This is a genomic window from Pseudomonas sp. AM4(2022), assembly GCF_036346515.1.
Taxonomy (GTDB): domain Bacteria; phylum Pseudomonadota; class Gammaproteobacteria; order Pseudomonadales; family Pseudomonadaceae; genus Aquipseudomonas; species Aquipseudomonas paracarnis.
In genome coordinates this window covers 192,805-212,425 of the sequence record NZ_JAOTNW010000002.1, presented here as the reverse complement: position 1 = coordinate 212,425, position 19,621 = coordinate 192,805, and the positions used below count along the sequence as shown (strand labels likewise).

19 protein-coding genes and 1 pseudogene are annotated in these 19,621 nt (G+C 60.8%); 10 read left to right on the top strand and 10 right to left on the bottom strand.

What is annotated here, in order from left to right; all coding sequences use genetic code 11:
- The first annotated feature begins 174 nt into the window (after nt 1-174).
- Both rph and ODQ19_RS03335 read left to right on the top strand, forming a co-directional pair.
- Nucleotides 175-897, top strand: a complete 723-nt coding sequence (gene rph, locus ODQ19_RS03340) for a ribonuclease PH (RefSeq protein WP_330209325.1) — start codon at nt 175-177, stop codon at nt 895-897.
- Nucleotides 898-919: 22 nt separating this feature from the next.
- Nucleotides 920-1,288, top strand: coding sequence for a DUF4870 domain-containing protein (locus ODQ19_RS03335; protein WP_003195495.1), 369 nt, complete (start codon nt 920-922; stop codon nt 1,286-1,288).
- Between the two features lie 59 nt (nt 1,289-1,347).
- On the opposite strand, the gene ODQ19_RS03330 is transcribed toward ODQ19_RS03335, so the two are convergent.
- Nucleotides 1,348-2,127 carry an exodeoxyribonuclease III gene (locus tag ODQ19_RS03330; RefSeq protein WP_003195493.1) on the bottom strand — a complete coding sequence of 260 codons (780 nt, stop codon included), beginning with the start codon at nt 2,125-2,127 and terminating at the stop codon, nt 1,348-1,350.
- Nucleotides 2,128-2,209: 82 nt separating this feature from the next.
- Here ODQ19_RS03330 and pyrE point away from each other — a divergent pair, with 82 nt between their 5' ends.
- Nucleotides 2,210-2,857, top strand: coding sequence for an orotate phosphoribosyltransferase (gene pyrE, locus ODQ19_RS03325; protein ID WP_017735762.1), 648 nt, complete (start codon nt 2,210-2,212; stop codon nt 2,855-2,857).
- Nucleotides 2,858-3,011: 154 nt separating this feature from the next.
- Here pyrE and argB read toward each other — a convergent pair whose 3' ends face one another.
- The 4 genes and pseudogenes from argB to coaBC all read right to left on the bottom strand — a co-directional run bounded on the left by argB (nt 3,012) and on the right by coaBC (nt 7,268).
- Nucleotides 3,012-3,917, bottom strand: a complete 906-nt coding sequence (argB, locus tag ODQ19_RS03320; protein ID WP_032894535.1) for an acetylglutamate kinase — start codon at nt 3,915-3,917, stop codon at nt 3,012-3,014.
- A gap of 20 nt (nt 3,918-3,937) precedes the next feature.
- Nucleotides 3,938-5,344 (bottom strand): annotated as a pseudogene (locus ODQ19_RS03315) (phosphomannomutase/phosphoglucomutase); the annotation flags it as partial.
- A gap of 254 nt (nt 5,345-5,598) precedes the next feature.
- On the bottom strand, nt 5,599-6,054 hold the full coding sequence (gene dut / locus ODQ19_RS03310; protein ID WP_116668567.1) for a dUTP diphosphatase: 456 nt from the start codon (nt 6,052-6,054) through the stop codon (nt 5,599-5,601).
- Between the two features lie 5 nt (nt 6,055-6,059).
- Nucleotides 6,060-7,268: a bifunctional phosphopantothenoylcysteine decarboxylase/phosphopantothenate--cysteine ligase CoaBC gene (coaBC, locus tag ODQ19_RS03305; protein WP_003195481.1), complete on the bottom strand. Its 1,209-nt coding sequence runs from the start codon at nt 7,266-7,268 to the stop codon at nt 6,060-6,062.
- Between the two features lie 142 nt (nt 7,269-7,410).
- On the opposite strand from coaBC, the gene radC reads away from it, so the two are divergent.
- Entirely contained in the window at nt 7,411-8,085 is a 675-nt protein-coding gene (radC, locus tag ODQ19_RS03300) for a RadC family protein (RefSeq protein ID WP_116668546.1), read from the top strand.
- A gap of 128 nt (nt 8,086-8,213) precedes the next feature.
- Here radC and ODQ19_RS03290 read toward each other — a convergent pair whose 3' ends face one another.
- Nucleotides 8,214-9,806 carry an ABC transporter substrate-binding protein gene (locus ODQ19_RS03290; RefSeq protein ID WP_003195476.1) on the bottom strand — a complete coding sequence of 531 codons (1,593 nt, stop codon included), beginning with the start codon at nt 9,804-9,806 and terminating at the stop codon, nt 8,214-8,216.
- A gap of 457 nt (nt 9,807-10,263) precedes the next feature.
- Here ODQ19_RS03290 and rpmB point away from each other — a divergent pair, with 457 nt between their 5' ends.
- Nucleotides 10,264-10,497, top strand: coding sequence for a 50S ribosomal protein L28 (gene rpmB, locus ODQ19_RS03285; protein ID WP_003176907.1), 234 nt, complete (start codon nt 10,264-10,266; stop codon nt 10,495-10,497).
- Between the two features lie 11 nt (nt 10,498-10,508).
- Nucleotides 10,509-10,664: a 50S ribosomal protein L33 gene (rpmG, locus tag ODQ19_RS03280; protein ID WP_003176906.1), complete on the top strand. Its 156-nt coding sequence runs from the start codon at nt 10,509-10,511 to the stop codon at nt 10,662-10,664.
- A 129-nt stretch (nt 10,665-10,793) separates the two neighbouring features.
- On the opposite strand, the gene ODQ19_RS03275 is transcribed toward rpmG, so the two are convergent.
- Complete coding sequence (locus ODQ19_RS03275; RefSeq protein ID WP_330209324.1) at nt 10,794-11,156, bottom strand: cupin domain-containing protein; 363 nt, start codon at nt 11,154-11,156, stop codon at nt 10,794-10,796.
- 230 nt (nt 11,157-11,386) lie between these two features.
- On the opposite strand from ODQ19_RS03275, the gene ODQ19_RS03270 reads away from it, so the two are divergent.
- The gene (locus ODQ19_RS03270; RefSeq protein WP_330209323.1) at nt 11,387-12,880 is read left to right on the top strand and encodes an aldehyde dehydrogenase; all 1,494 of its coding nucleotides are present in this window, start codon (nt 11,387-11,389) and stop codon (nt 12,878-12,880) included.
- Between the two features lie 157 nt (nt 12,881-13,037).
- On the top strand, nt 13,038-14,180 hold the full coding sequence (locus tag ODQ19_RS03265; RefSeq protein ID WP_116668549.1) for an MFS transporter: 1,143 nt from the start codon (nt 13,038-13,040) through the stop codon (nt 14,178-14,180).
- A gap of 124 nt (nt 14,181-14,304) precedes the next feature.
- Here ODQ19_RS03265 and ODQ19_RS03260 read toward each other — a convergent pair whose 3' ends face one another.
- On the bottom strand, nt 14,305-15,873 hold the full coding sequence (locus ODQ19_RS03260; protein WP_330209322.1) for a phospholipase D family protein: 1,569 nt from the start codon (nt 15,871-15,873) through the stop codon (nt 14,305-14,307).
- Nucleotides 15,874-15,934: 61 nt separating this feature from the next.
- A complete protein-coding gene (locus tag ODQ19_RS03255) occupies nt 15,935-17,359 on the bottom strand; it encodes an aminotransferase-like domain-containing protein (protein ID WP_116668551.1) in 1,425 nt (474 codons plus the stop codon).
- A 166-nt stretch (nt 17,360-17,525) separates the two neighbouring features.
- Here ODQ19_RS03255 and ODQ19_RS03250 point away from each other — a divergent pair, with 166 nt between their 5' ends.
- The gene (locus ODQ19_RS03250) at nt 17,526-17,750 is read left to right on the top strand and encodes a DUF1127 domain-containing protein (protein WP_330209434.1); all 225 of its coding nucleotides are present in this window, start codon (nt 17,526-17,528) and stop codon (nt 17,748-17,750) included.
- Here the strand turns inward: ODQ19_RS03250 and ODQ19_RS03245 are convergent, their stop codons facing one another.
- Nucleotides 17,751-19,043 carry an NAD(P)/FAD-dependent oxidoreductase gene (locus ODQ19_RS03245; protein ID WP_330209321.1) on the bottom strand — a complete coding sequence of 431 codons (1,293 nt, stop codon included), beginning with the start codon at nt 19,041-19,043 and terminating at the stop codon, nt 17,751-17,753.
- A 115-nt stretch (nt 19,044-19,158) separates the two neighbouring features.
- Between ODQ19_RS03245 and ODQ19_RS03240 the strand changes: the two genes are divergently transcribed.
- Nucleotides 19,159-19,512 (top strand): YkgJ family cysteine cluster protein, encoded by a 354-nt coding sequence (locus ODQ19_RS03240; RefSeq protein ID WP_003195461.1) that lies wholly within the window; start codon nt 19,159-19,161, stop codon nt 19,510-19,512.
- Nucleotides 19,513-19,621: the final 109 nt, after the last annotated feature.

The following is a 19,621-nucleotide window of genomic DNA, read 5'->3' as shown; positions in this document are numbered from 1 at the left end:
GGCGTTTTTCGCGAGCAAGCTCGCTCCTACAGTCTGGAGGCGCAGGATTGTAGCGCAGTGGGAGGGGGGCGCCCAAACTCGGGCATTGGTAACCGGATTTTTTAGAAGTGCCCCGAACCGGCTTGCGGCTCTATAATGCTCGGCAGTTTTTCGTCCTCAGTACAGGTATCCCCTATGAAACGTCCAAGTGGTCGCGCTGCCGATCAGCTCCGCTCGATCCGCATCACCCGCAACTACACCAAACACGCCGAGGGATCCGTACTGGTCGAGTTTGGCGATACCAAGGTCATCTGCACTGTCAGCGTCGAAAACGGCGTGCCGCGCTTCCTCAAAGGCCAGGGCCAGGGTTGGTTGACCGCTGAATACGGCATGCTGCCGCGCGCCACTGGCGAGCGTAACCAGCGTGAAGCCAGTCGTGGCAAGCAAGGCGGGCGTACCCTGGAAATCCAGCGCCTGATCGGCCGCTCCCTGCGTGCCTCCCTGGATATGTCCAAGCTGGGTGACGTCACGCTCTACGTCGACTGCGACGTGATCCAGGCTGACGGCGGTACCCGCACGGCATCCATTACCGGCGCCATGGTGGCCCTGGTTGACGCTTTGAAAGTGATCAAGAAGCGTGGCGGCCTGAAAGCGGGTGACCCGCTCAAGCAGATGATCGCCGCTGTGTCGGTTGGCATGTACCAGGGCGAGCCTGTGCTGGACCTGGACTACCTGGAAGACTCGGCCGCCGAGACCGACCTCAACGTGGTCATGACCAGCACCGGTGGTTTCATCGAAGTGCAGGGCACTGCCGAAGGCGCGCCATTCCAGCCGGCTGAGCTGAACGCCATGCTGGCCTTGGCCCAGAAAGGCATGACCGAAATCTTTGAATTGCAGAACGCCGCGCTGGCTGACTGAGCCGGCCCCAAGGAGAAACGCCATGAATGACAGCCAGTTGCCGGTTCCGGCACCGTCCAAGGAAGTACGCCAGTGGGCAATGTTGTGTCATTTTGCGGCATTCCTGGGGTTGGTATTTCCCTTTGGAAGCTTGCTGGGGCCGTTGATCCTGTGGCAGTTCAAGAAGGACATGGACCCGCTCATCGATGACCAGGGCAAGGAGGCGCTGAATTTCCAGATCACCGTGGCGATCGCCTGGCTGGTGTGCCTGTTGTTGGGCTTCGTGGTGGTCGGATTCTTGCTGATGACCGTGTTGGTGATCGGGGCGTTGATACTGACGATCATCGCCGGTATCAAGGCCAACAAAGGCATTGCCTATCGGTATCCGTGGACCTGGCGCCTGGTCAAGTAACCGAGTGGCCACAAAAAAACCGACATCACTGTCGGTTTTTTTGTGGCTGGAAAACGACCTCAGATGGTCAATGTCCAGTCGTAGTCCACGATCAGCGGCGCGTGCTGCGAGAAGCGCGGCTGGCGCGGCAGGCGTGCACTGCGTACGAACCGGCGCAGACCTGGGGTCAGCAGCTGGTAGTCGAAACGCCAGCCCAGGTTGAGCATCTCAGCCTGTTCGTTATCTGGCCACCAGCTGTACTGGTCGCCTTCGCGGCTGACTTCGCGCAGGGCATCGACATAGCCCATGTTGCCGACAATCTCGTCCATCCAGGCGCGTTCCGGCGCCAGGAAACCTGGGGATTGCTGGCTGTCGCGCCAGTTCTTGATATCCAGCTTTTGTTGCGCCACGTACAGCGAGCCACAATAAATGTACTCGCGACGTTTGCGTCGCTGTTTATCCAAGTAACGGGCGAAATCGTCCATTAGCTTGAATTTCTGGTTCAAGTCTTCATCGCCGTTCTGCCCGGAAGGAAGCAGCAAGGTCGCGATGCTGACCTTGTCGAAATCGGCTTGCAGGTAACGCCCGTAGCGGTCGGCTGTCTCGAAGCCGAGGCCGCTGATGACCGCCTTGGGTTGCAACCGCGAGTACAAAGCCACGCCACCTTGGGTGGGCACTTCGGCATCGCAGGCATAAAGGAAGTAGCCATCCAGTTGGAAGGCTGGGTCGTCCAGTTCAAAGGCGGAGGCACGGGTGTCCTGCAGGCAGATGACGTCGGCATTCTGTGCTTGCAGCCAACTGAGCAAACCACGCTCGACTGCAGCCTGAATACCATTAACGTTCACACTGATGATCCGCATAAATGGCCCCAAAAATCGCGTGCGTGTATGATACACGCCGTCCACCCAATTAGCTAAATCCGTGGTATCTGAGGCTTTTTTCATGCAGGCGTATCAGCGCGATTTCATTCGTTTTGCCATCGATCGCGGCGTTTTACGCTTCGGTGAGTTCACTCTCAAGTCCGGGCGCACCAGCCCGTACTTCTTCAATGCGGGCCTGTTCAACTCAGGTTCGGCCCTGGCTCAGCTGGGCCGTTTCTATGCGGCAGCCATCGTTGAGAGCGGTATTTCCTTCGACGTACTCTTTGGCCCGGCCTACAAGGGTATTCCCCTGGCTGCGGCGACGGCGGTCGCCCTGGCGGAGCATCACGGGCAGGACTTGCCGTGGTGTTTCAACCGTAAGGAAGCCAAGGCCCATGGTGAAGGCGGCAGCCTGGTCGGCGCGCCATTGACCGGCGATGTGCTGATCATCGATGACGTGATCACCGCAGGTACTGCTATCCGTGAAGTGATGCAGATCATCGCTTCCCAGGACGGCGCCAAGGCTGCCGGCGTGCTGATCGCCCTGAACCGCCAGGAGCGCGGCAACGGTGAGTTGTCGGCGATCCAGGAAGTGGAGCGCGATTTCGGCATTCCGGTGGTGAGCATTGTGTCGTTGAACCAGGTGTTGCAGTTCCTGGAAGATGACCCGCAGCTCAAGCAGCATTTGCCGGCGGTGAAGGCGTACCGCGAGCAGTTTGGCGTTCAATAAATAATTGGCATACATCAAAAAGCCCCACCCTCTGTAGGAGCGAGCTTGCTCGCGAAAAACTTGAAGGCGCCGCGTTTATCCAGAATAAACGCGTCATCGTTAACGTTCTTCGCGAGCAAGCTCGCTCCTACAGGAGGTGGGGCTCGTTTGTATATTAAGGACGCTTGCGGTTACTGATCAGCGTGCCCATACCGGTATCCGTGAAAATTTCCAGCAGTACCGCATTCGGCACGCGGCCATCAATGATCAGCGAGCTGCCGACGCCGCCTTGTACCGCTTCCAGCGCGCAGCGGATTTTCGGCAGCATGCCGCCGTAGATGGTGCCGTCGGCGATCAGGTCATCCACCTGTTGGGTGGTCAAGCCGGTCAGTACCTTGCCTTCCTTGTCCATCAGGCCGGCGATGTTGGTCAGCAACATCAGCTTTTCAGCCTTCAACGCTTCCGCCACTTTGCCCGCCACCAGGTCGGCGTTGATGTTGTACGACTCACCATTGGCGCCCACGCCGATTGGCGCGATCACCGGGATGAAGTCACCCTTGACCAGCAGGTTGAGCAGGTCGGTGTTCACGCCCACCACTTCACCCACCTGGCCGATATCGATGATTTCCGGCTGGGTCATCTCAGGTGTCTTGCGGGTAACGGTGAGCTTTTTCGCACGGATCAGCTCGGCATCCTTGCCGGTCAGGCCGATGGCGCTGCCGCCGTGGCGGTTGATCAGGTTGACGATGTCTTTGTTGACTTGGCCGCCGAGGACCATTTCCACCACGTCCATGGTTTGCGCGTCAGTGACACGCATGCCATCGATGAAGTGACTCTCGATCGACAACCGCTTGAGCAGGTCGCCGATTTGCGGGCCGCCGCCGTGGACGACCACCGGGTTGATCCCCACGGCCTTCATCAGCACGATGTCGCGGGCAAAGCCGGTTTTCAGCTCATCGCTTTCCATGGCATTGCCGCCGTACTTGATCACCAGCGTCTTGCCGACGTAGCGTCGAATATAAGGCAACGCTTCGGACAGGACCTTGGCGGTGTTGGCAGCGGCTTCGCGTTCGAGGGTCATTCAGGGCTCCGGGCAAAAAATCAGAACGGTAATTGGAGATCAGGGGCAACACGTTTCAACTGGGCGTGGAACACGTCCTTGATGCGCTGCAACTCAGCCTCGGTATCCGCCTCGAAACGCAGGACCAGCACCGGTGTGGTGTTGGACGCGCGAACCAGGCCCCAGCCTTTGGCGTAATCGACTCGCACACCATCAATGGTGGTCAGGTTGGCGCCTTCACCCCATTGCGCATCGTGCAATGCGTCAATGATGCTGAATTTGCTCTCCTCGGTCACATGGATATTGATCTCTGGCGTAGAAATATCATTCGGGAAGGTCTGAAACAGCTCTTCGGCCGTGGATTTCTCCTTGCTGAGGATCTCCAGCAGGCGAGCGGCGCTGTAAATGCCATCGTCAAACCCGAACCAGCGCTCCTTGAAGAACACGTGGCCGCTCATTTCGCCGGCCAACAGCGCGCCGGTTTCCTTCATTTTCTTTTTGATCAACGAGTGACCAGTCTTCCACATTAGCGGGCGACCACCATATTCCTTGATCAATGGCGTCAGGCGACGAGTGCATTTCACGTCGAAGATGATCTCGGCGTTGGCATTGCGCGCAACCACGTCGCGGGCAAACAGCATCAACAGGCGGTCCGGGAACACGATCTCACCGGTTTCGGTCACAACGCCCACACGGTCGCCGTCGCCATCGAAGGCCAGGCCCACGTCGGCGCCTACTTCCTTGACCTTGGCAATCAGGTCCACCAGGTTTTCCGGCTTGCCTGGATCCGGGTGATGGTTGGGGAAGTTGCCGTCCACTTCGCAGAACAGGGGGATTACTTCGCAGTTCAGGGCTTCGAGCAGTTGCGGGGCAATCACGCCCGCTGCGCCGTTGCCGCAGTCCACCACGACTTTCAAGCGGCGGGCGAGCTTAACGTCACGGGTGATTTCATCGGAGTAGCGCTGGAGGATATCGACCTTGGTGATGCTGCCGGTGCCGCGGGTCAAGTCGTTGGTCTTCAGGCGGGTGTGCAGGGCCTGGATCTGTTCATTGGCCAGGGTGTCGCCAGCGATGACGATCTTGAAGCCGTTGTAGTCCGACGGGTTGTGGCTGCCGGTGAGCATGACCCCGGATTTGCCGGCCAGTACGTTGGCGGCGTAGTACAGCGCGGGGGTTGGCACCAGGCCGACGTCGCTGACGTGGCAGCCGCTGTCAGCCAGGCCCTGGATCAGTTGCTCGACCAGCTCCGGGCCAGACAAGCGGCCGTCACGGCCTACCGAGACGTTGGGTTCGCCCTGGGCCAGGCTCTGGGAGCCGATGGCGCGGCCGATCCAGTAGGCGGTTTCGGCGGTCAGGGTCTTGGGGACCACACCACGGATGTCATAGGCGCGAAAAATGCTGTCGGGAAAGGTCGGGGCTACGCGGGCTGCGGTACTCATCGCGGGGGAAACTCCATCTGAAAGGGGGCAAGGCAGGCCTGATGTGGCTGGCCGGCAGGCTCAAACTGAAGGGTATGACGGCGTTTTCGGCAGAGAGTTCGTGGTGTAAAAATGCCATCGGCGCTTTGGCGCTAGCATTATTTTTACGTAGTCCTTTGATTTCATTAGAGAAATCTCGATGATTATTTCCGCGCATTCTTCATCCTGAAAAGCCGGGCGGTGGCGCGTGGCCGGACGATTGCATCCGGCCACGTTCAGCTTAGTCAGTGACTGCCGGAATGCCCAAAACCACCTGCGCCGCGTTGGGTTTCGTCGAATTCCTGCACCAATTCGAAATGCGCCTGCACCACCGGCACCAGTACCAGTTGGGCGATGCGCTCGCCGACGGCGATGTTGAAAGCAGTCTGGCCACGGTTCCAGCACGACACCATCAACTCGCCCTGGTAGTCGGAGTCGATCAGGCCGACCAGGTTGCCGAGCACGATGCCATGTTTGTGACCCAGGCCGGAGCGCGGCAGGATCAGCGCCGCCAAGCCAGGATCGCCGACATAGATCGACAGGCCAGTGGGGATCAGGATGGTCTGGCCCGGCTCAAGGAGGGTGTCCTCCTTGAGCATGGCGCGCAGGTCCAGGCCGGCGGAGCCCGGTGTGGCGTAGGTCGGCAGAGGGAATTCGTTGCCGAGGCGTGGGTCGAGGATCTTGGCTTGCAAAGCGTGCATGGACATTAAACCTGGTTCAGCCGTTGGGCGATAAAAGAGATCAGTTGGCGGGCAATCTTGCCCTTGCTGGTCTGTGCGAAAAGGGTGGCGTGCAGTTCGCGGTCGATCACGCTGCACGCATTTTCCTCGCTGTTGAAGCCGATGCTCGGGTTGGCGACATCATTGGCAACGATCAGGTCGAGGTTTTTGTCTTTCAGTTTGCGTGCGGCGTAGTCCAGCAGGTGCTCGGTCTCGGCAGCGAAGCCGACGCTGAACGGACGGTCCGGACGGGTAGCGATGGTGGCCAGGATGTCCGGGTTACGCACCATTTGCAGGAGCAGGCCGTCGCCGCTCGTAGGGTCTTTCTTCAGCTTCTGCGGGGCCACGACCTCCGGGCGGTAATCCGCAACCGCTGCCGAGGCGATAAACAGGTCGCAGGGAATGGCGGCTTCGCAGGCCGCCAACATGTCCCGGGCGCTGACTACGTCGATCCGCGTGACGCGATCAGGGGTGGGCAGATGCACAGGACCTGTGATCAGTGTGACCCGTGCGCCTGCCTCGACCGCGGCTTCTGCCAACGCAAAGCCCATTTTTCCTGAGCTATGGTTGGTGATGTAGCGCACCGGGTCGATGTTTTCCTGGGTTGGGCCAGCGGTGATCAGCACGTGCTTGCCGGTCAGGGCCAGGTGCTGGAAGCACTCGGCGGCGCATTGCGCGAGGTCCGTGGCTTCAAGCATGCGGCCCAGGCCCACGTCGCCGCAGGCTTGGCTGCCGGACGCCGGGCCGAACACCTTGAGGCCGCGGGTTTGCAGGAGTTGGGTATTGGCCTGGGTGGCCGGGTCGCGCCACATGGCCTGGTTCATGGCCGGTGCGATAGCGACGGTGGCGTCGGTGGCCAATACCAGGGTGGTGAGCAGGTCATCGGCAATGCCCTGGGCCAAGCGGGCGATCAGGTCGGCGGTGGCCGGGGCGATCAGCACCAGGTCGGCCCATTTGGCCAGTTCGATATGGCCCATGGCGGCTTCTGCTGCCGGGTCCAGCAGGTCGAGGTGAACCGGGTGGCCGGACAGGGCCTGCATGGTCAGCGGGGTGATGAACTCACTGCCGCCACGGGTCATGACCACGCGCACTTCGGCGCCCTGGTCCAGGAGCCTGCGAACCAACTCTGCGCTCTTGTAGGCGGCAATGCCGCCGCCGACGCCGAGAACGATGCGTTTCCGATACAGACGCTGCATTGGTTTGCCTTTCCAGTTCAGTGATGCCAGTTCAGTGACGCCTGCGATGACCCCTCCCCAGGTGAAATCGCAGGCAAAAAAGAGGGCCCTACGATAACACAGCGCCCGCCGGGCAACAGCGGAGCAGATACAGGGAGGTGGGATGAGTATTCGTGATTGGCCCGTGGCGGAACGTCCGCGGGAGAAGTTATTGGAAGGCGGCGCAGCTAGCCTGTCCGATGCCGAGTTGTTGGCGATTTTCCTGCGTACGGGGGTTGCCGGCCGAAGTGCGGTGGATCTGGCGCGCCATCTGTTGGCGCAATTCGGTGGCCTGCGCCCGTTACTGGAGGCCAGCCAGACGCTGTTCAGCCAGCATCTGGGGCTGGGGCCGGCGAAGTTCGCCCAACTGCAGGCGGTGCTGGAAATGTCCCGGCGCCACCTGGCTGAGCGCTTGCGGGCTGACTCGGTGCTGGAAAGCCCGCTGGCCGTGCGCGAGTACCTCAAGGCAATGCTGCGCCATGAGCCCCATGAGATCTTCGGTTGCCTGTTCCTGGATTCCAAGCATCGGGTGCTGGGGTTCGAGATCATGTCCCAGGGCACCATCGACGCTGCGATTGTCTATCCGCGACAGGTGGTCAAGCGCGCCTTGGCGTACAACGCGGCAGCGTTGATCCTGTGTCATAACCATCCGTCGGGGAGCGCGGAGCCCAGTGCGGCTGATCGAAAATTGACCAAGCTGCTGCAAAAGGCGCTGGACGTGGTGGATGTGCGGGTGCTGGACCACATCATCGTGGGCGATGGTGACCCGCTGTCGATGGCTGAATACGGTTGGCTGTAATGGCCCTGCTTCTGTAGGAGCGAGCTTGCTCGCGAAAAACCTGAGAGCCCCGCAGGGCATCAGGTTGTCCGCGTCATCGTTGACGATTTTCGCGAGCAAGCTCGCTCCTACAGGTGGGGGCGTGTGCCTTAGGGCTTGAGGCTGACCTTCGAATAGTCCTGGCGCCCGAACGGGCTTACCTGGTACCCCTCGATGTTCTTGCGGGTCAAGGCAAACGCCGTCGGATGCGCCAGTGGCAGCCACAGCGCCTGTTGCTGGATCTGCGCCTGGGCCTGCTGATACAGCTTGCTGCGCACACCTTGCTCGCTGGTGGTCTTGCCTGCACTGATCAACTTATCCAGGGTGGGGTCGCAATAGCGGGCAAAGTTGGTGCCGGACTTCACCGCGGCGCAGGAGAACTGCGGCGTCAGGAAGTTATCCGGGTCGCCGTTGTCCCCGGCCCAGCCCATGAACAGCAAGTCGTGCTCGCCGGCCTTGGCGCGGCGGATCAACTCGCCCCATTCGATCACGCGAATCTCGGCCTGGATGCCAACCTTGGCCAAGTCGGCCTGCAACAACTGGGCGCCGAGGTTCGGGTTGGGGTTCAGCAGGCTGCCGGTCGGGCGGGTCCATATCGTGGTCTTGAAGCCGTCCTTGAGCCCGGCGCGGCCCAGCAGCGCCTTGGCTTTGGCGAGGTCCTGCGGGTAGCCTGGCAACTCTTTGGCATAGCTCCAGGTGTTCGGCGGGTAGACACCGTTGGCCGCTTCGGCGGTGCCTTCGAACACGGCCTTGAGGTAGCTGCCCTTATCAAAGGCCAGGTTAATCGCCTGGCGTACTTCGGGCTTGTCCAGCGGCGGGTGCTGGCTGTTGATGGCGACGAATGCGGTCATGAAGGCGGCGGTTTTTTCCACCTTCAGTGCCGGGTCCTTTTCGGCCTCGCCCACATCCAGGGGCTTGGGTGACAGGGCGATCTGGCATTCATCGCGGTGCAGCTTCTGCAGGCGTACGTTGGCATCCGGGGTGATGGCAAAAATCAGGTTATCCACCGCCGGTTTGCCGGCGAAGTAGTCCGGGTTGGCCTTGTAACGCACCACGGCATCTTTCTGGAAGCGCACGAACACAAACGGGCCGGTGCCGATGGGCTGGCTGTTGAGCTTTTCGGGTGTGCCTGCCTTGAGCAATTTATCGGCATATTCAGCCGGATAGATCGAGGCAAAGCCCATGCTCAGTGCGGGTAGGAAGGTGGAATCGGCATGGTCGAGGGTGAAGCGCACGGTCAGTGGGTCAAGGGCGTCGATTTTCTTGACCAGTGTGGGCAATTGCAGGGATTGGGCGTGAGGAAAGCCGCTCTGGGCGATCTTGTGCCACGGGTTGGCCGGGTCGAGCATGCGCTCGAAGCTGAAGCGTACGTCTTCGGCGGTCAGGGTGCGGCTTGGGCTGAAATAGCTGGTGCGATGGAATTTCACATCGGGGTGCAGTTTGAAGGTGTACGTGAGCCCATCGGGCGACACTTCCCAGCTGTCTGCAAGGCTCGGTACCAACTTGCCACTGGCCGCGTCGAATTCCACCAAACGGTTCATCAGCACGTCGGCCGAGGCGTTGGTGGTGGTCAGTGAGTTGTACTGCACCACATCGAACCCTTCGGGGCTGGCCTCGGTGCATACGCTCAAGTTGGTGGCCGCAACGGCCATCGGCGCAATAAAGAGAGGGGCAAGCAATAGCGGTAGGGCAGCGAGGCGCATATTCGGTTTCCTGTGCAGATCGAAGGCCCATCTGCGAGTGCAGTCTGGAAAAAGCCTACCGTAGAGGTCTGATTGATAAATGACTAGCCCATTTTTGCCTGTGCTTTTGGCCCAAATGCTGTTTTGATGGCGCCTCAGCGTGTTTCGCCGTGCACTTCCCTGTGACCGCAGGCGTTGTAAATCATTCTGTGCGACGAGCGGTCGGCTGTTACAGCGGCCCCTCCTGGCAGCGGTTCAGGCACTTGTGGCCAAGATTATCGCTGCTAAAAATACACAGGTTGTTGTTGCACTGGGGTCTTTCTGGTATAAAGCAGCGCTCTTTTCTAGGGGCCCGGTTCCTTCACTGTAGGTGTAGCCGGTAAGACCCTAAAGAAACGCGGCGCCTGGCGCCAAATGACTGAGAGATTAAGCGGCCAACCCATGCCGGGTTGGGCATGTGGTTTTAGAGGGCTGAGGCATGTCGAGAGTCTGTCAAGTTACCGGTAAGGGTCCGGTGACTGGGAATAACATTTCCCACGCAAATAACAAAACCCGTCGTCGTTTCCTGCCGAACCTGCAGCATCACCGCTTCTGGGTTGAAGAAGAGAAACGTTTTGTTCGCCTGCGTGTATCTGCTAAAGGCATGCGTATTATCGACAAGCGTGGCATCACTGTCGTGCTGGCCGAAATCCGCGCCGCTGGCAAGATCTAAGGAGCTCTATCATGCGTGAATTGATTCGAATGATCTCTAGCGCCGGTACTGGTCACTTCTACACTACCGACAAGAACAAGCGTACTACCCCGGACAAGCTCGAAAAGAAAATGTTCGACCCGCGCGTTCGCAAGCACGTGATCTACAAAGAAGGCAAAATCAAGTAATTGATTTTCCTCCTTGTGAAAAAAAGCCCGTATCTCACGATGCGGGCTTTTTTTTGCCTGATCGTTCCCACGCTCTGCGTGGGAATGCCGTCTCGGACGCTCAGCGTCCCGTTGTCGATCAATCAATGATCAGGCTTTCTCTTCAAACACCACGTAGATCTTGCGGCACGCTTCCAGCACTTCCCAGGTACCGCTGAAACCGGCAGGGATCACAAAGCGGTCGCCGGCCCGCAGGGTCTTGGCATTCCCCTCGGCATCACGCAACACCGACACGCCTTGCACGATCTCGCAGTACTCATGCTCGGTGTAGTTGACCTTCCACTGGCCCACTTCACCTTCCCAGACGCCGGCGTTCATCTGGCCGCATGGGCTGTTGTAGTGGTTGTAGAGTGTCTGCTCGGGATCGCCCTTGAGGATTTTCTCGGTGGCAGGGCGGTAGCGTTCGGGGGCGGTGTTGGCTTGGCTGAAATCGACGATGTCCTGGATGCTCATGTGCATTTCCCGTCTGGCCTGCGGTTGGAGAGCCCAAAGTCTATGTTTATTAAAATGAACATCGCAAGGGCGTTTGCCACCGTTATGTCAAATATATTGAAACATCCCCAGCCGCTGGTTTAGGGTGGCAGCTGCCTTGAGCCGAACAGCAGGCTGGTCGGGCAAGCATTCGTGATGGCGCCGGGATAAACCTCCCAGGCCCTTGTATTCAATAAGAGGAGGACACTCGCATGACCACCCTGACCCGTGCCGACTGGGAACAACGCGCCAAGGCTCTGAAGATCGAAGGCCGCGCCTATATCAATGGCGAATATACCGCCGCCGTTTCTGGTGACACCTTCGAATGCATCAGCCCGGTGGATGGGCGCTTGCTGGCCACTGTCGCCAGCTGTGATGCCAGCGATGCCCAGCGCGCCGTGGAAAATGCGCGTGCCACCTTCAATTCCGGCGTGTGGTCGCGCCTGGCGCCGGCCAAGCGCAAGTCCGTCATGATCCGTTTCGCGGCGCTGCTCAAGGCTAACGCCCAAGAGCTGGCGCTGCTCGAAACCCTGGACATGGGCAAGCCGATCAGCGATTCCCTGAACATCGATGTCCCCGGCGCGGCCCAAGCCCTGAGCTGGAGCGGCGAGGCGATCGACAAGATCTACGACGAAGTCGCCGCCACGCCCCACGATCAACTGGGCCTGGTGACCCGCGAGCCCGTGGGTGTCGTTGGCGCCATCGTGCCGTGGAACTTCCCGCTGATGATGGCCTGCTGGAAACTCGGCCCGGCGCTGTCCACCGGTAACTCTGTCATCCTTAAGCCGTCCGAAAAATCCCCGCTCACCGCCATCCGCATCGCCGCGCTGGCCGTAGAGGCTGGTATTCCAAAAGGCGTGTTCAACGTGCTGCCTGGCTATGGCCACACCGTGGGTAATGCGCTGGCGGTGCACATGGACGTCGATACCCTGGTGTTCACGGGCTCGACCAAGATCGCCAAGCAACTGTTGATCCGCTCCGGCGAATCGAACATGAAGCGTGTCTGGCTGGAAGCCGGTGGCAAGAGCCCGAACATCGTGTTTGCCGATGCGCCGAACCTGCAAGCGGCCGCCGAATCCGCCGCCAGTGCCATTGCCTTCAACCAGGGCGAAGTCTGCACTGCCGGCTCGCGCCTGCTGGTCGAGCGTTCGATCAAAGACACCTTCCTGCCGCTGGTGATCGAGGCCCTCAAGGGCTGGAAGCCAGGCAACCCGCTGGACCCAGCCACCACTGTGGGTGCATTGGTGGATACGCAGCAGATGAACACCGTGCTTTCGTACATTGAAGCTGGCCACGCCGATGGCGCCAAGCTGGTCGCGGGTGGCAAGCGCACCCTGGAAGCGTCTGGCGGCACCTACGTCGAGCCGACGATTTTCGACGGCGTGACCAATGCCATGAAGATCGCCCAGGAAGAGATCTTTGGCCCGGTCCTGTCGGTAATCACCTTCGACAGCGCCGAAGAGGCCATCGCCATCGCCAACGACACCCAATACGGCCTGGCTGCGGCGGTGTGGACGGCGGATATCTCCAAGGCACACCTGACGGCCAAGGCTCTGCGGGCCGGTAGCGTGTGGGTTAACCAGTACGACGGCGGTGACATGACCGCACCGTTCGGTGGTTTCAAGCAGTCGGGTAATGGCCGCGACAAGTCGCTGCATGCATTCGATAAGTACACCGAGCTGAAGGCGACCTGGATCAAGCTCTAAGCAACACTGCTGATCCCCCTGTAGGAGCGAGCTTGCTCGCGAAGAACCTGAAGGCGCCGCGTTTATCCAGCATGAACGCGTCATCGTTAACGTTTTTCGCGAGCAAGCTCGCTCCTACAGTTCGTTCTGCGAACCAATAATCCACAGGAGCGTGGCAATGCGTTGGGCGACTTATTTCGCCGTGCTGGCCTCGGTACTCAGTGTTGGCCTGGCCCTGGGTGTCAGCATGCCGTTGGTATCCCTGCGTCTTGAAGGCTGGGGTTATGGCAGTTTCGCCATTGGCGTGATGGCGGCGATGCCGGCGTTCGGCGTGCTGCTGGGGGCCAAGGTCTCCAGCCGTATGGCGTCCTGGCTCGGCACTGCCAACCTGATGCGCCTGTGCCTGTGGGCCGGTGCGGTGTCCATCGGCTTGCTGGCGATCCTGCCCAGCTACCCGGTGTGGCTGGTGCTCAGGCTGATGATCGGGGTGATCCTGACCATCGTATTCATCCTTGGCGAAAGCTGGATCAACCAACTGGTGGTCGAGCAGTGGCGTGGCCGGCTGGTGGCGCTCTACGGCTGTAGCTATGCCTTGAGCCAGCTGTCGGGGCCGTTGCTGCTAGGCCTGATTGGCACCGACCATGACTACGGCTTTTGGGTCGGCGCGGGCCTTTTGGTGGTGGCGCCGTTGCTGTTGCTGGGACGTACCGGGGCGCCGACAGCGGATTCGTTCAGCGTGACGTTTGGCGACCTGTGGCGCTTTTGCCTGGGCCTGCCGGCGATTGCCTGGGCCGTGGCGTTGTTCGCTGCCTTCGAAGCGATGATTCTGACGTTGTTGCCGGTGTACTGCCTGCAACAGGGTTTTACCGCCGAGATTGCCTTGGCGATGGTCAGCACGGTGGTGGTGGGCGATGCGTTGCTGCAATTGCCCATTGGCGCGCTGGCCGACTACCTGCCACGACGTACCCTGTTCCTGGCCTGTGCGCTGCTGTTGCTGGCGTCGAGCCTCGCGGTGCCGTTATTGATGCACACCTTGCTGATCTGGCCGGTGTGGGTGCTGTTCGGCGCCAGTGCCGGCGGTTTGTTTACCTTGTCGCTGATTTTGATTGGCGAGCGCTACCGCGACGATGCGTTGGTGCGTGCCAACGCTCACGTGGCGCAGTTGTGGGGCATTGGCTGCCTGATCGGGCCGCTGGTGGCGGGGGCGGGCAGCCAGTGGATCAGTGGGCATGCGCTGGCGCTGCTTATGGCGGCGGGGGCGCTGGGGTTGGTGGTGTTGTTACTGCGCCAGGGGGCTTTCGGCGCTACGCAGCCGGCCTGACCTCGAAATGCAACCAATTGTAGGAGCGAGCTTGCTCGCGAAAAACCGGAGGGCGCCGCGTTAAACCAGATGCGCTGCGTTATCGTTGACGTTTTTCGCGAGCAAGCTAGCTCCTACAGGGGTTTTAGAGCATGCGTTCCAGGCCAACGCGAGTGGCGAACCAGGCATTGAACCGCCGCCACCAGCTGCCGGGTTCGCGGGTCAGAGTGTGTATCTGGCCGTTGTCTTCTGTCACCCACACCACCTGGCCGTCCTGCAGTTTGGCCTCATAGCTCAACGCTGGCGCCATCCCTTCCAGCGCCAGGTTGCGCACGTGTTCAGCCAGCTCGGGGCTGTCCACCAGTACGCCGACTTCGGTGTTCCACAGCACTGAGCGCGGGTCGAAATTGAATGAGCCGATAAACGACTTTTCTCGGTCGAAGATCATCGCCTTGCTGTGCAGGCTGGAGTCCGAGCCGCGCAAGCTGCCATGCCGAAACAGGTGCGGGCCGCTGCTTGCGCTGGGGTCGCCGGGTTGCCTGCGCAGCTCATAGAGCTTCACCCCGTGCTCCAGCAACGCTTTGCGATACGGCGCGTAACCACCGTGCACGGCCGGTACGTCGGTGGCTTCGAGGGCGTTGGTCAGCAGGCGCACCGAAACACCCGCATCGGCACGCCCTGTGAGGTAGACCAGCCCGGGTTGGCCCGGCACGAAGTAAGCCGAAATCATGATCAACTCATGGCTGACCCCCGCCAGCTCTGGCGCCAGCTGAGTGGTCAGCAACAGTCGCGGGTCGGGGTCGGCCTTGGCCAGTACCTTGCTCGGTGCGTCCCACAGCGCCTGGTTCCAGGCCCAGATCAACTCGCGGCGCCAGATGTCCATGCGAGGTTGGGTCTGGTAAGTGCGCAGGCGGTTATACAGCGCGTGGTTCTGCTGGCGGGACTGAGCCAGTGAGGCTTCAAGGCGCCCGCGGGCGACCGCGAGGTCGACCTTGGAGGGTTTGTTCGAGACGAAGTCATCGATAGGCTTGCTCAGGGCACTGTTCCAGTACTGGTCGAAGCTGTGACCCAATTGCTCGGCCACCGGCCCGACGCTGAGCATGTCGATATCGGTGAAATTCAGGTTCGGTTCGGCGTCGAAATACTCGTCGCCCAGATTGCGCCCGCCAACGATGGCCACGCTGTTATCGGCCAGCCACAGCTTGTTATGCATGCGCCGGTGTTGCAGTGACAGGTTGAATACACGGCCCATGGCGCGCGTGATGCCGGTGCTACGGCCCAGGTGCAGCGGGTTGAACAGGCGTATCTGCACCTTGGGATGGGCGGCGAGGGTGGCGATGATCTGGTCGAGGCCATCGCTAGTGGTGTCGTCCAGCAGAATGCGTACGCGCACCCCGCGGTCGGCGGCCTTGAGCAGTTCGTCCACAAGCATGCGTGTGCTGATGCCGTCGTGCACGATGTAGTACTGCAAGTCGAGGCTGGTCTGGGCGTTGCGGATCAACTCGGCGCGCGCCATGAAGGCTTCACTGCTGTTGGGCAGCAACCGGAAGCCCGAGCGCCCTTGGTAGGGGGCGGCCTGGGCCTGGATCGAGCGACCGAACGAGGAGTCCTTCGCCGGCAGGGCATCGCTGGGGATGCGCGGTGTATCGACCGTGGCGCAGCCGCCCAGGGCCAGGGCGCCCAGCAGGCAAAACGGTAAAAGCCGTCGAATCATCAAGGAAACTGCTTCCAGGTCAGGGCGGTTGTGGCATATGACGGCAATTACTCGGGAAAGGTCAGTCCGCCGTTTCGGCCAGCATTTTGCGTGCGGCGGCACCCACCTTGCGCACGGCCTCTTCAATCTGCGGCGTTGGCTTGGCAGCGTAGTTCATGCGCAAGCAGTTACGGTACTTGCCGGAGGCGGAGAAGATACTGCCTACCGCCACCTGTACGCCTTGTTCCACCAGCACGCGGTTGAGCTTCAAGGTGTCGAAGCCCTCCGGCAGCTCGATCCATAGCATAAAGCTGCCCTGGGGCCGGCTGGCGCGCGTGCCAGCGGGGAAGTAGCGGCTGACCCAATCAAGCATCAAGTCGCGATTACGTTGGTATTGGGTGCGCATCCTACGTAAATGAGGCTCGAAATGACCGCCTTTGAGGAATTCGGCAATGGCAATCTGCGGCTGTGTAGCCGTAGAACCGGTGCTGATGTATTTCATGTGCAGCACCCGCTCCAGATAGCGTCCCGGTGCGACCCAACCAATGCGCAGGCCGGGCGCCAGCGTCTTGGAGAACGAGCTGCACAGCAGCACGCGGCCGTCTTCATCGAAGGATTTGATGGTGCGCGGGCGTGGGTAGCTGTAGGCCAGTTCGCCATACACATCGTCTTCGATAATCGCCACGTCAAAGCGTTGGGCCAGAGTCAGCAAGGCGCGCTTACGGGCTTCCGGCATGATATAGCCCAAGGGGTTGTTGCAGTTTGGGGTGAGTTGGATAACTTTGATCGGCCACTGTTCCAGCGCCAGTTCCAAGGCCTCCAGGCTGATGCCGGTGAGCGGGTCGGTGGGGATTTCCAGGGCTTTCATGCCCAGGCCCTTGAGGGTCTGCATGGCGCCGTGGAAGCTGGGCGAATCCACCGCGACGATATCGCCGGGCTCACAAATGGCGTGAATGCTGGCGGAGAGGGCTTCGTGGCAACCGGTGGTGATCACGATGTCTTCGGCGCTCAGTTGGCAACCGGAGTCCAATGACAGCCGGGCGATTTGCTCACGCAACTCCATACAGCCAAGGATATTGTCGTAATACAGCCCCGGCAGGTCTTGGCGCCGGCTGACACGGGCGAGGCTACGCAGCAGCGGCTTCAAGGTGGGCGACAATACATCCGGCATACCCCGGCCCATCTGTATCACGTCTTTGCGCGGCACCGCACGAATCAGTTCCAGCACCAGGTCCCACTGGGAGATTTCCACTGGCCGTTGGGCCGGGCGGCCTATCTCGGGGAGTGCCGGCAGTTCACGGCCCACCGGAACAAAATAGCCCGACTTGGGCTTGGGCATCGCCAGGCCGTTGTCTTCGAGCAACCGATACGCCTGCTGCACGGTGCTCAGGCTTACCCCATGTTCCACACTCAAGGCCCGCACCGAGGGCAGTCGATCGCCCGGACGATAGAAGCCCTGTTCAATGCGGGTGCCGAGCAATTCGGCGAGGTTGAGGTAAAGGGTCATGGTGGTCGCTCCCGAGGGACCAGTACAGATAGGGGGAAAATACAGGATTCAGCCCCGCAGAGGCAGTATCTGTATGGATTTAATAAAAGTTGACTGAATCTGTAATGCTTTTGGCCGCCCGCGCATGCTGATCACTCAAGGCAACAGGCCAATGAGGGGCAGTCAAATGAGCGGCATGAGCGATGTACGGCTGGCGTTACGCAGTCAGGAACTGGAAGCAGGGCAGGAGCAGGCGCTCACTGCCCCTGCGCCTGGCCGCTGGAGTCTGTTCTGGCGCCGTCGTCATACGCGCAAGGCCCTGCTGGACCTGAGCCGCGAGCAGTTACGCGACATCGGGTTGACCGCCGAGCAGGCGCGCCATGAGGGTTTGAAACCCTTCTGGCGCGATTGATCAGAGCAGTTCTTTGAGGCGGTGCCAGAGCATTCCCAGGGCCAGCAACGGCGAACGCAGGTGTTTGCCGCCGGGGAACGTGATGTGTGGCACTTGGGCGAACAGATCGAAGCGCCCCTGTTGCTGGCCGCTGATGGCTTCGGCCAACAGCTTACCCGCCAGGTGCGTGGCGTTGAGGCCATGGCCGGCATAGGCCTGGGCGTAATACACGTTGGGTTGATCGGCCAGGCGGCCAATCTGCGGCAGGCGGTTGGCGCCGATGCCGATCATGCCGCCCCATTGGTAGTCGATTTTCACGTCAGCCAATTGGGGGAATACCTGCAGCATCTTCGGCCGCATGTAGGCGCCGATATCCTTGGGGTCTCGACCGGAGTAGTGGCAAGCGCCGCCGAACAACAGGCGACGGTCGGCGGACAGGCGGAAGTAATCCACCGTCACGCGCTGGTCACACACGGCCATGTTCTGCGGTAACAGGCTGGTGGCTTGCGCCTCGCTCAAGGGCTCGGTGGCAATGATGTAGCTGCCGGCGGGCAACACCTTGCCGCTCAGTTGCGGGTTGAGCCCGTTCAGGTAGGCGTTGCAGGCCAGTACCAGGGTCTTGGCGCGCACAGTGCCTTGGGCGGTATGCACCTTGACCTCAGGGCCATAGTCGATGCGGGTCACTTGGGATTGCTCGTACAGCGCCACGCCCAACTGCTGGGCAGCGGCGGCCTCACCCAGTGCCAGGTTCAGCGGGTGCAGGTGGCCGGAACCCATATCGATCATGCCGCCTACATAGCGATCAGAGCCGATTACGGTCCCCATCTCGCTGGCTTGCAGCAGGCGCACTTCGTGGCGGTAACCCAGGCTGTGGAGCTCTTCGGCATCCTCGGCCAGGCCCTGCAGGTCGCGGGGTTTGTTGGCCAGGTCGCAGTAGCCCCAGGTCAGGTCACAGGGGATCTGGAAGCGCTCCACACGCTCGCGAACGATCTCCACGGCTTCCAGGCCCATCAGCTTCATCTGGCGCACGCCGTCGCTGCCGATCACCTGGGTGAACTGATCCAGCCCGTGGCCGACACCGCGAATCAACTGGCCGCCATTGCGCCCGCTGGCGCCCCAACCGATCTTGCGCGCCTCCAGCAACACCACGCGAAAGCCGCGCTCGGCCAATTCCAGGGCGGTGTTGAGCCCGGAGAACCCCCCGCCGATCACACACACATCGGCGTTCACCTGGCCCGTCAGCATCGGGTAATCCGGTTGCGGCACGCTGCTGGCGGCGTAGTAGGAAGCGGTGTGCCGGGCGCTGGCGGTCATGGGGAACCTCCCTGTCTGGAAAATTTGACGCAGGATACAGTGGTCGCACGACGCTGTCTGCGCGGGGCGTTTTGCGTCAGAATCCACGTCTATTCGCCGTTCGGTATGGGTTTCGATGAGTTGCAACAGTCAGAAAATCAGCGCGCTGCGTCGCCAGATTCCTTCGTTCGAGTGCGTCCCCGGTTGCCACGACTGCTGTGGGCCGGTGACCACCTCGCCCGAGGAAATGTCGCGCCTGCCGCGCAAGACCGCCGCCGAGCAAGAGGCGGCGATGGACGAGCTGAACTGCGTGCACCTGGGCCCCAAGGGTTGCACGGTGTATGACGAGCGGCCGCTGATCTGTCGCCTGTTCGGCACCACCAAGACCTTGCCGTGCCCCAATGGCCGGCGGCCGGTGGAGCTGATTCATCCGCGGGTTGAAAAGCAGATTCATGAGTACATGGCGAGTACCCGGCAGGTGTTGGTCTAGCGGATGTACTCGGTTAAAACTGTGGGAGCTGGCTTGCCTGCGATAGCGGTGGGTCAGCTAACGTCTATGCCTCTGAACCGACGCTATCGCAGGCAAGCCAGCTCCCACA

Coding starts and splice junctions, on each gene's coding strand:
- rph (WP_330209325.1), top strand. CDS start 175: ATGAAACGTCCAAGTGGTCGCGCTGCCGATCAGCTCCGCTCGATCCGC.
- ODQ19_RS03335 (WP_003195495.1), top strand. CDS start 920: ATGAATGACAGCCAGTTGCCGGTTCCGGCACCGTCCAAGGAAGTACGC.
- ODQ19_RS03330 (WP_003195493.1), bottom strand. CDS start 2,127: ATGCGGATCATCAGTGTGAACGTTAATGGTATTCAGGCTGCAGTCGAG.
- pyrE (WP_017735762.1), top strand. CDS start 2,210: ATGCAGGCGTATCAGCGCGATTTCATTCGTTTTGCCATCGATCGCGGC.
- argB (WP_032894535.1), bottom strand. CDS start 3,917: ATGACCCTCGAACGCGAAGCCGCTGCCAACACCGCCAAGGTCCTGTCC.
- dut (WP_116668567.1), bottom strand. CDS start 6,054: ATGCACGCTTTGCAAGCCAAGATCCTCGACCCACGCCTCGGCAACGAA.
- coaBC (WP_003195481.1), bottom strand. CDS start 7,268: ATGCAGCGTCTGTATCGGAAACGCATCGTTCTCGGCGTCGGCGGCGGC.
- radC (WP_116668546.1), top strand. CDS start 7,411: ATGAGTATTCGTGATTGGCCCGTGGCGGAACGTCCGCGGGAGAAGTTA.
- ODQ19_RS03290 (WP_003195476.1), bottom strand. CDS start 9,806: ATGCGCCTCGCTGCCCTACCGCTATTGCTTGCCCCTCTCTTTATTGCG.
- rpmB (WP_003176907.1), top strand. CDS start 10,264: ATGTCGAGAGTCTGTCAAGTTACCGGTAAGGGTCCGGTGACTGGGAAT.
- rpmG (WP_003176906.1), top strand. CDS start 10,509: ATGCGTGAATTGATTCGAATGATCTCTAGCGCCGGTACTGGTCACTTC.
- ODQ19_RS03275 (WP_330209324.1), bottom strand. CDS start 11,156: ATGAGCATCCAGGACATCGTCGATTTCAGCCAAGCCAACACCGCCCCC.
- ODQ19_RS03270 (WP_330209323.1), top strand. CDS start 11,387: ATGACCACCCTGACCCGTGCCGACTGGGAACAACGCGCCAAGGCTCTG.
- ODQ19_RS03265 (WP_116668549.1), top strand. CDS start 13,038: ATGCGTTGGGCGACTTATTTCGCCGTGCTGGCCTCGGTACTCAGTGTT.
- ODQ19_RS03260 (WP_330209322.1), bottom strand. CDS start 15,873: ATGATTCGACGGCTTTTACCGTTTTGCCTGCTGGGCGCCCTGGCCCTG.
- ODQ19_RS03255 (WP_116668551.1), bottom strand. CDS start 17,359: ATGACCCTTTACCTCAACCTCGCCGAATTGCTCGGCACCCGCATTGAA.
- ODQ19_RS03250 (WP_330209434.1), top strand. CDS start 17,526: ATGAGCGGCATGAGCGATGTACGGCTGGCGTTACGCAGTCAGGAACTG.
- ODQ19_RS03245 (WP_330209321.1), bottom strand. CDS start 19,043: ATGACCGCCAGCGCCCGGCACACCGCTTCCTACTACGCCGCCAGCAGC.
- ODQ19_RS03240 (WP_003195461.1), top strand. CDS start 19,159: ATGAGTTGCAACAGTCAGAAAATCAGCGCGCTGCGTCGCCAGATTCCT.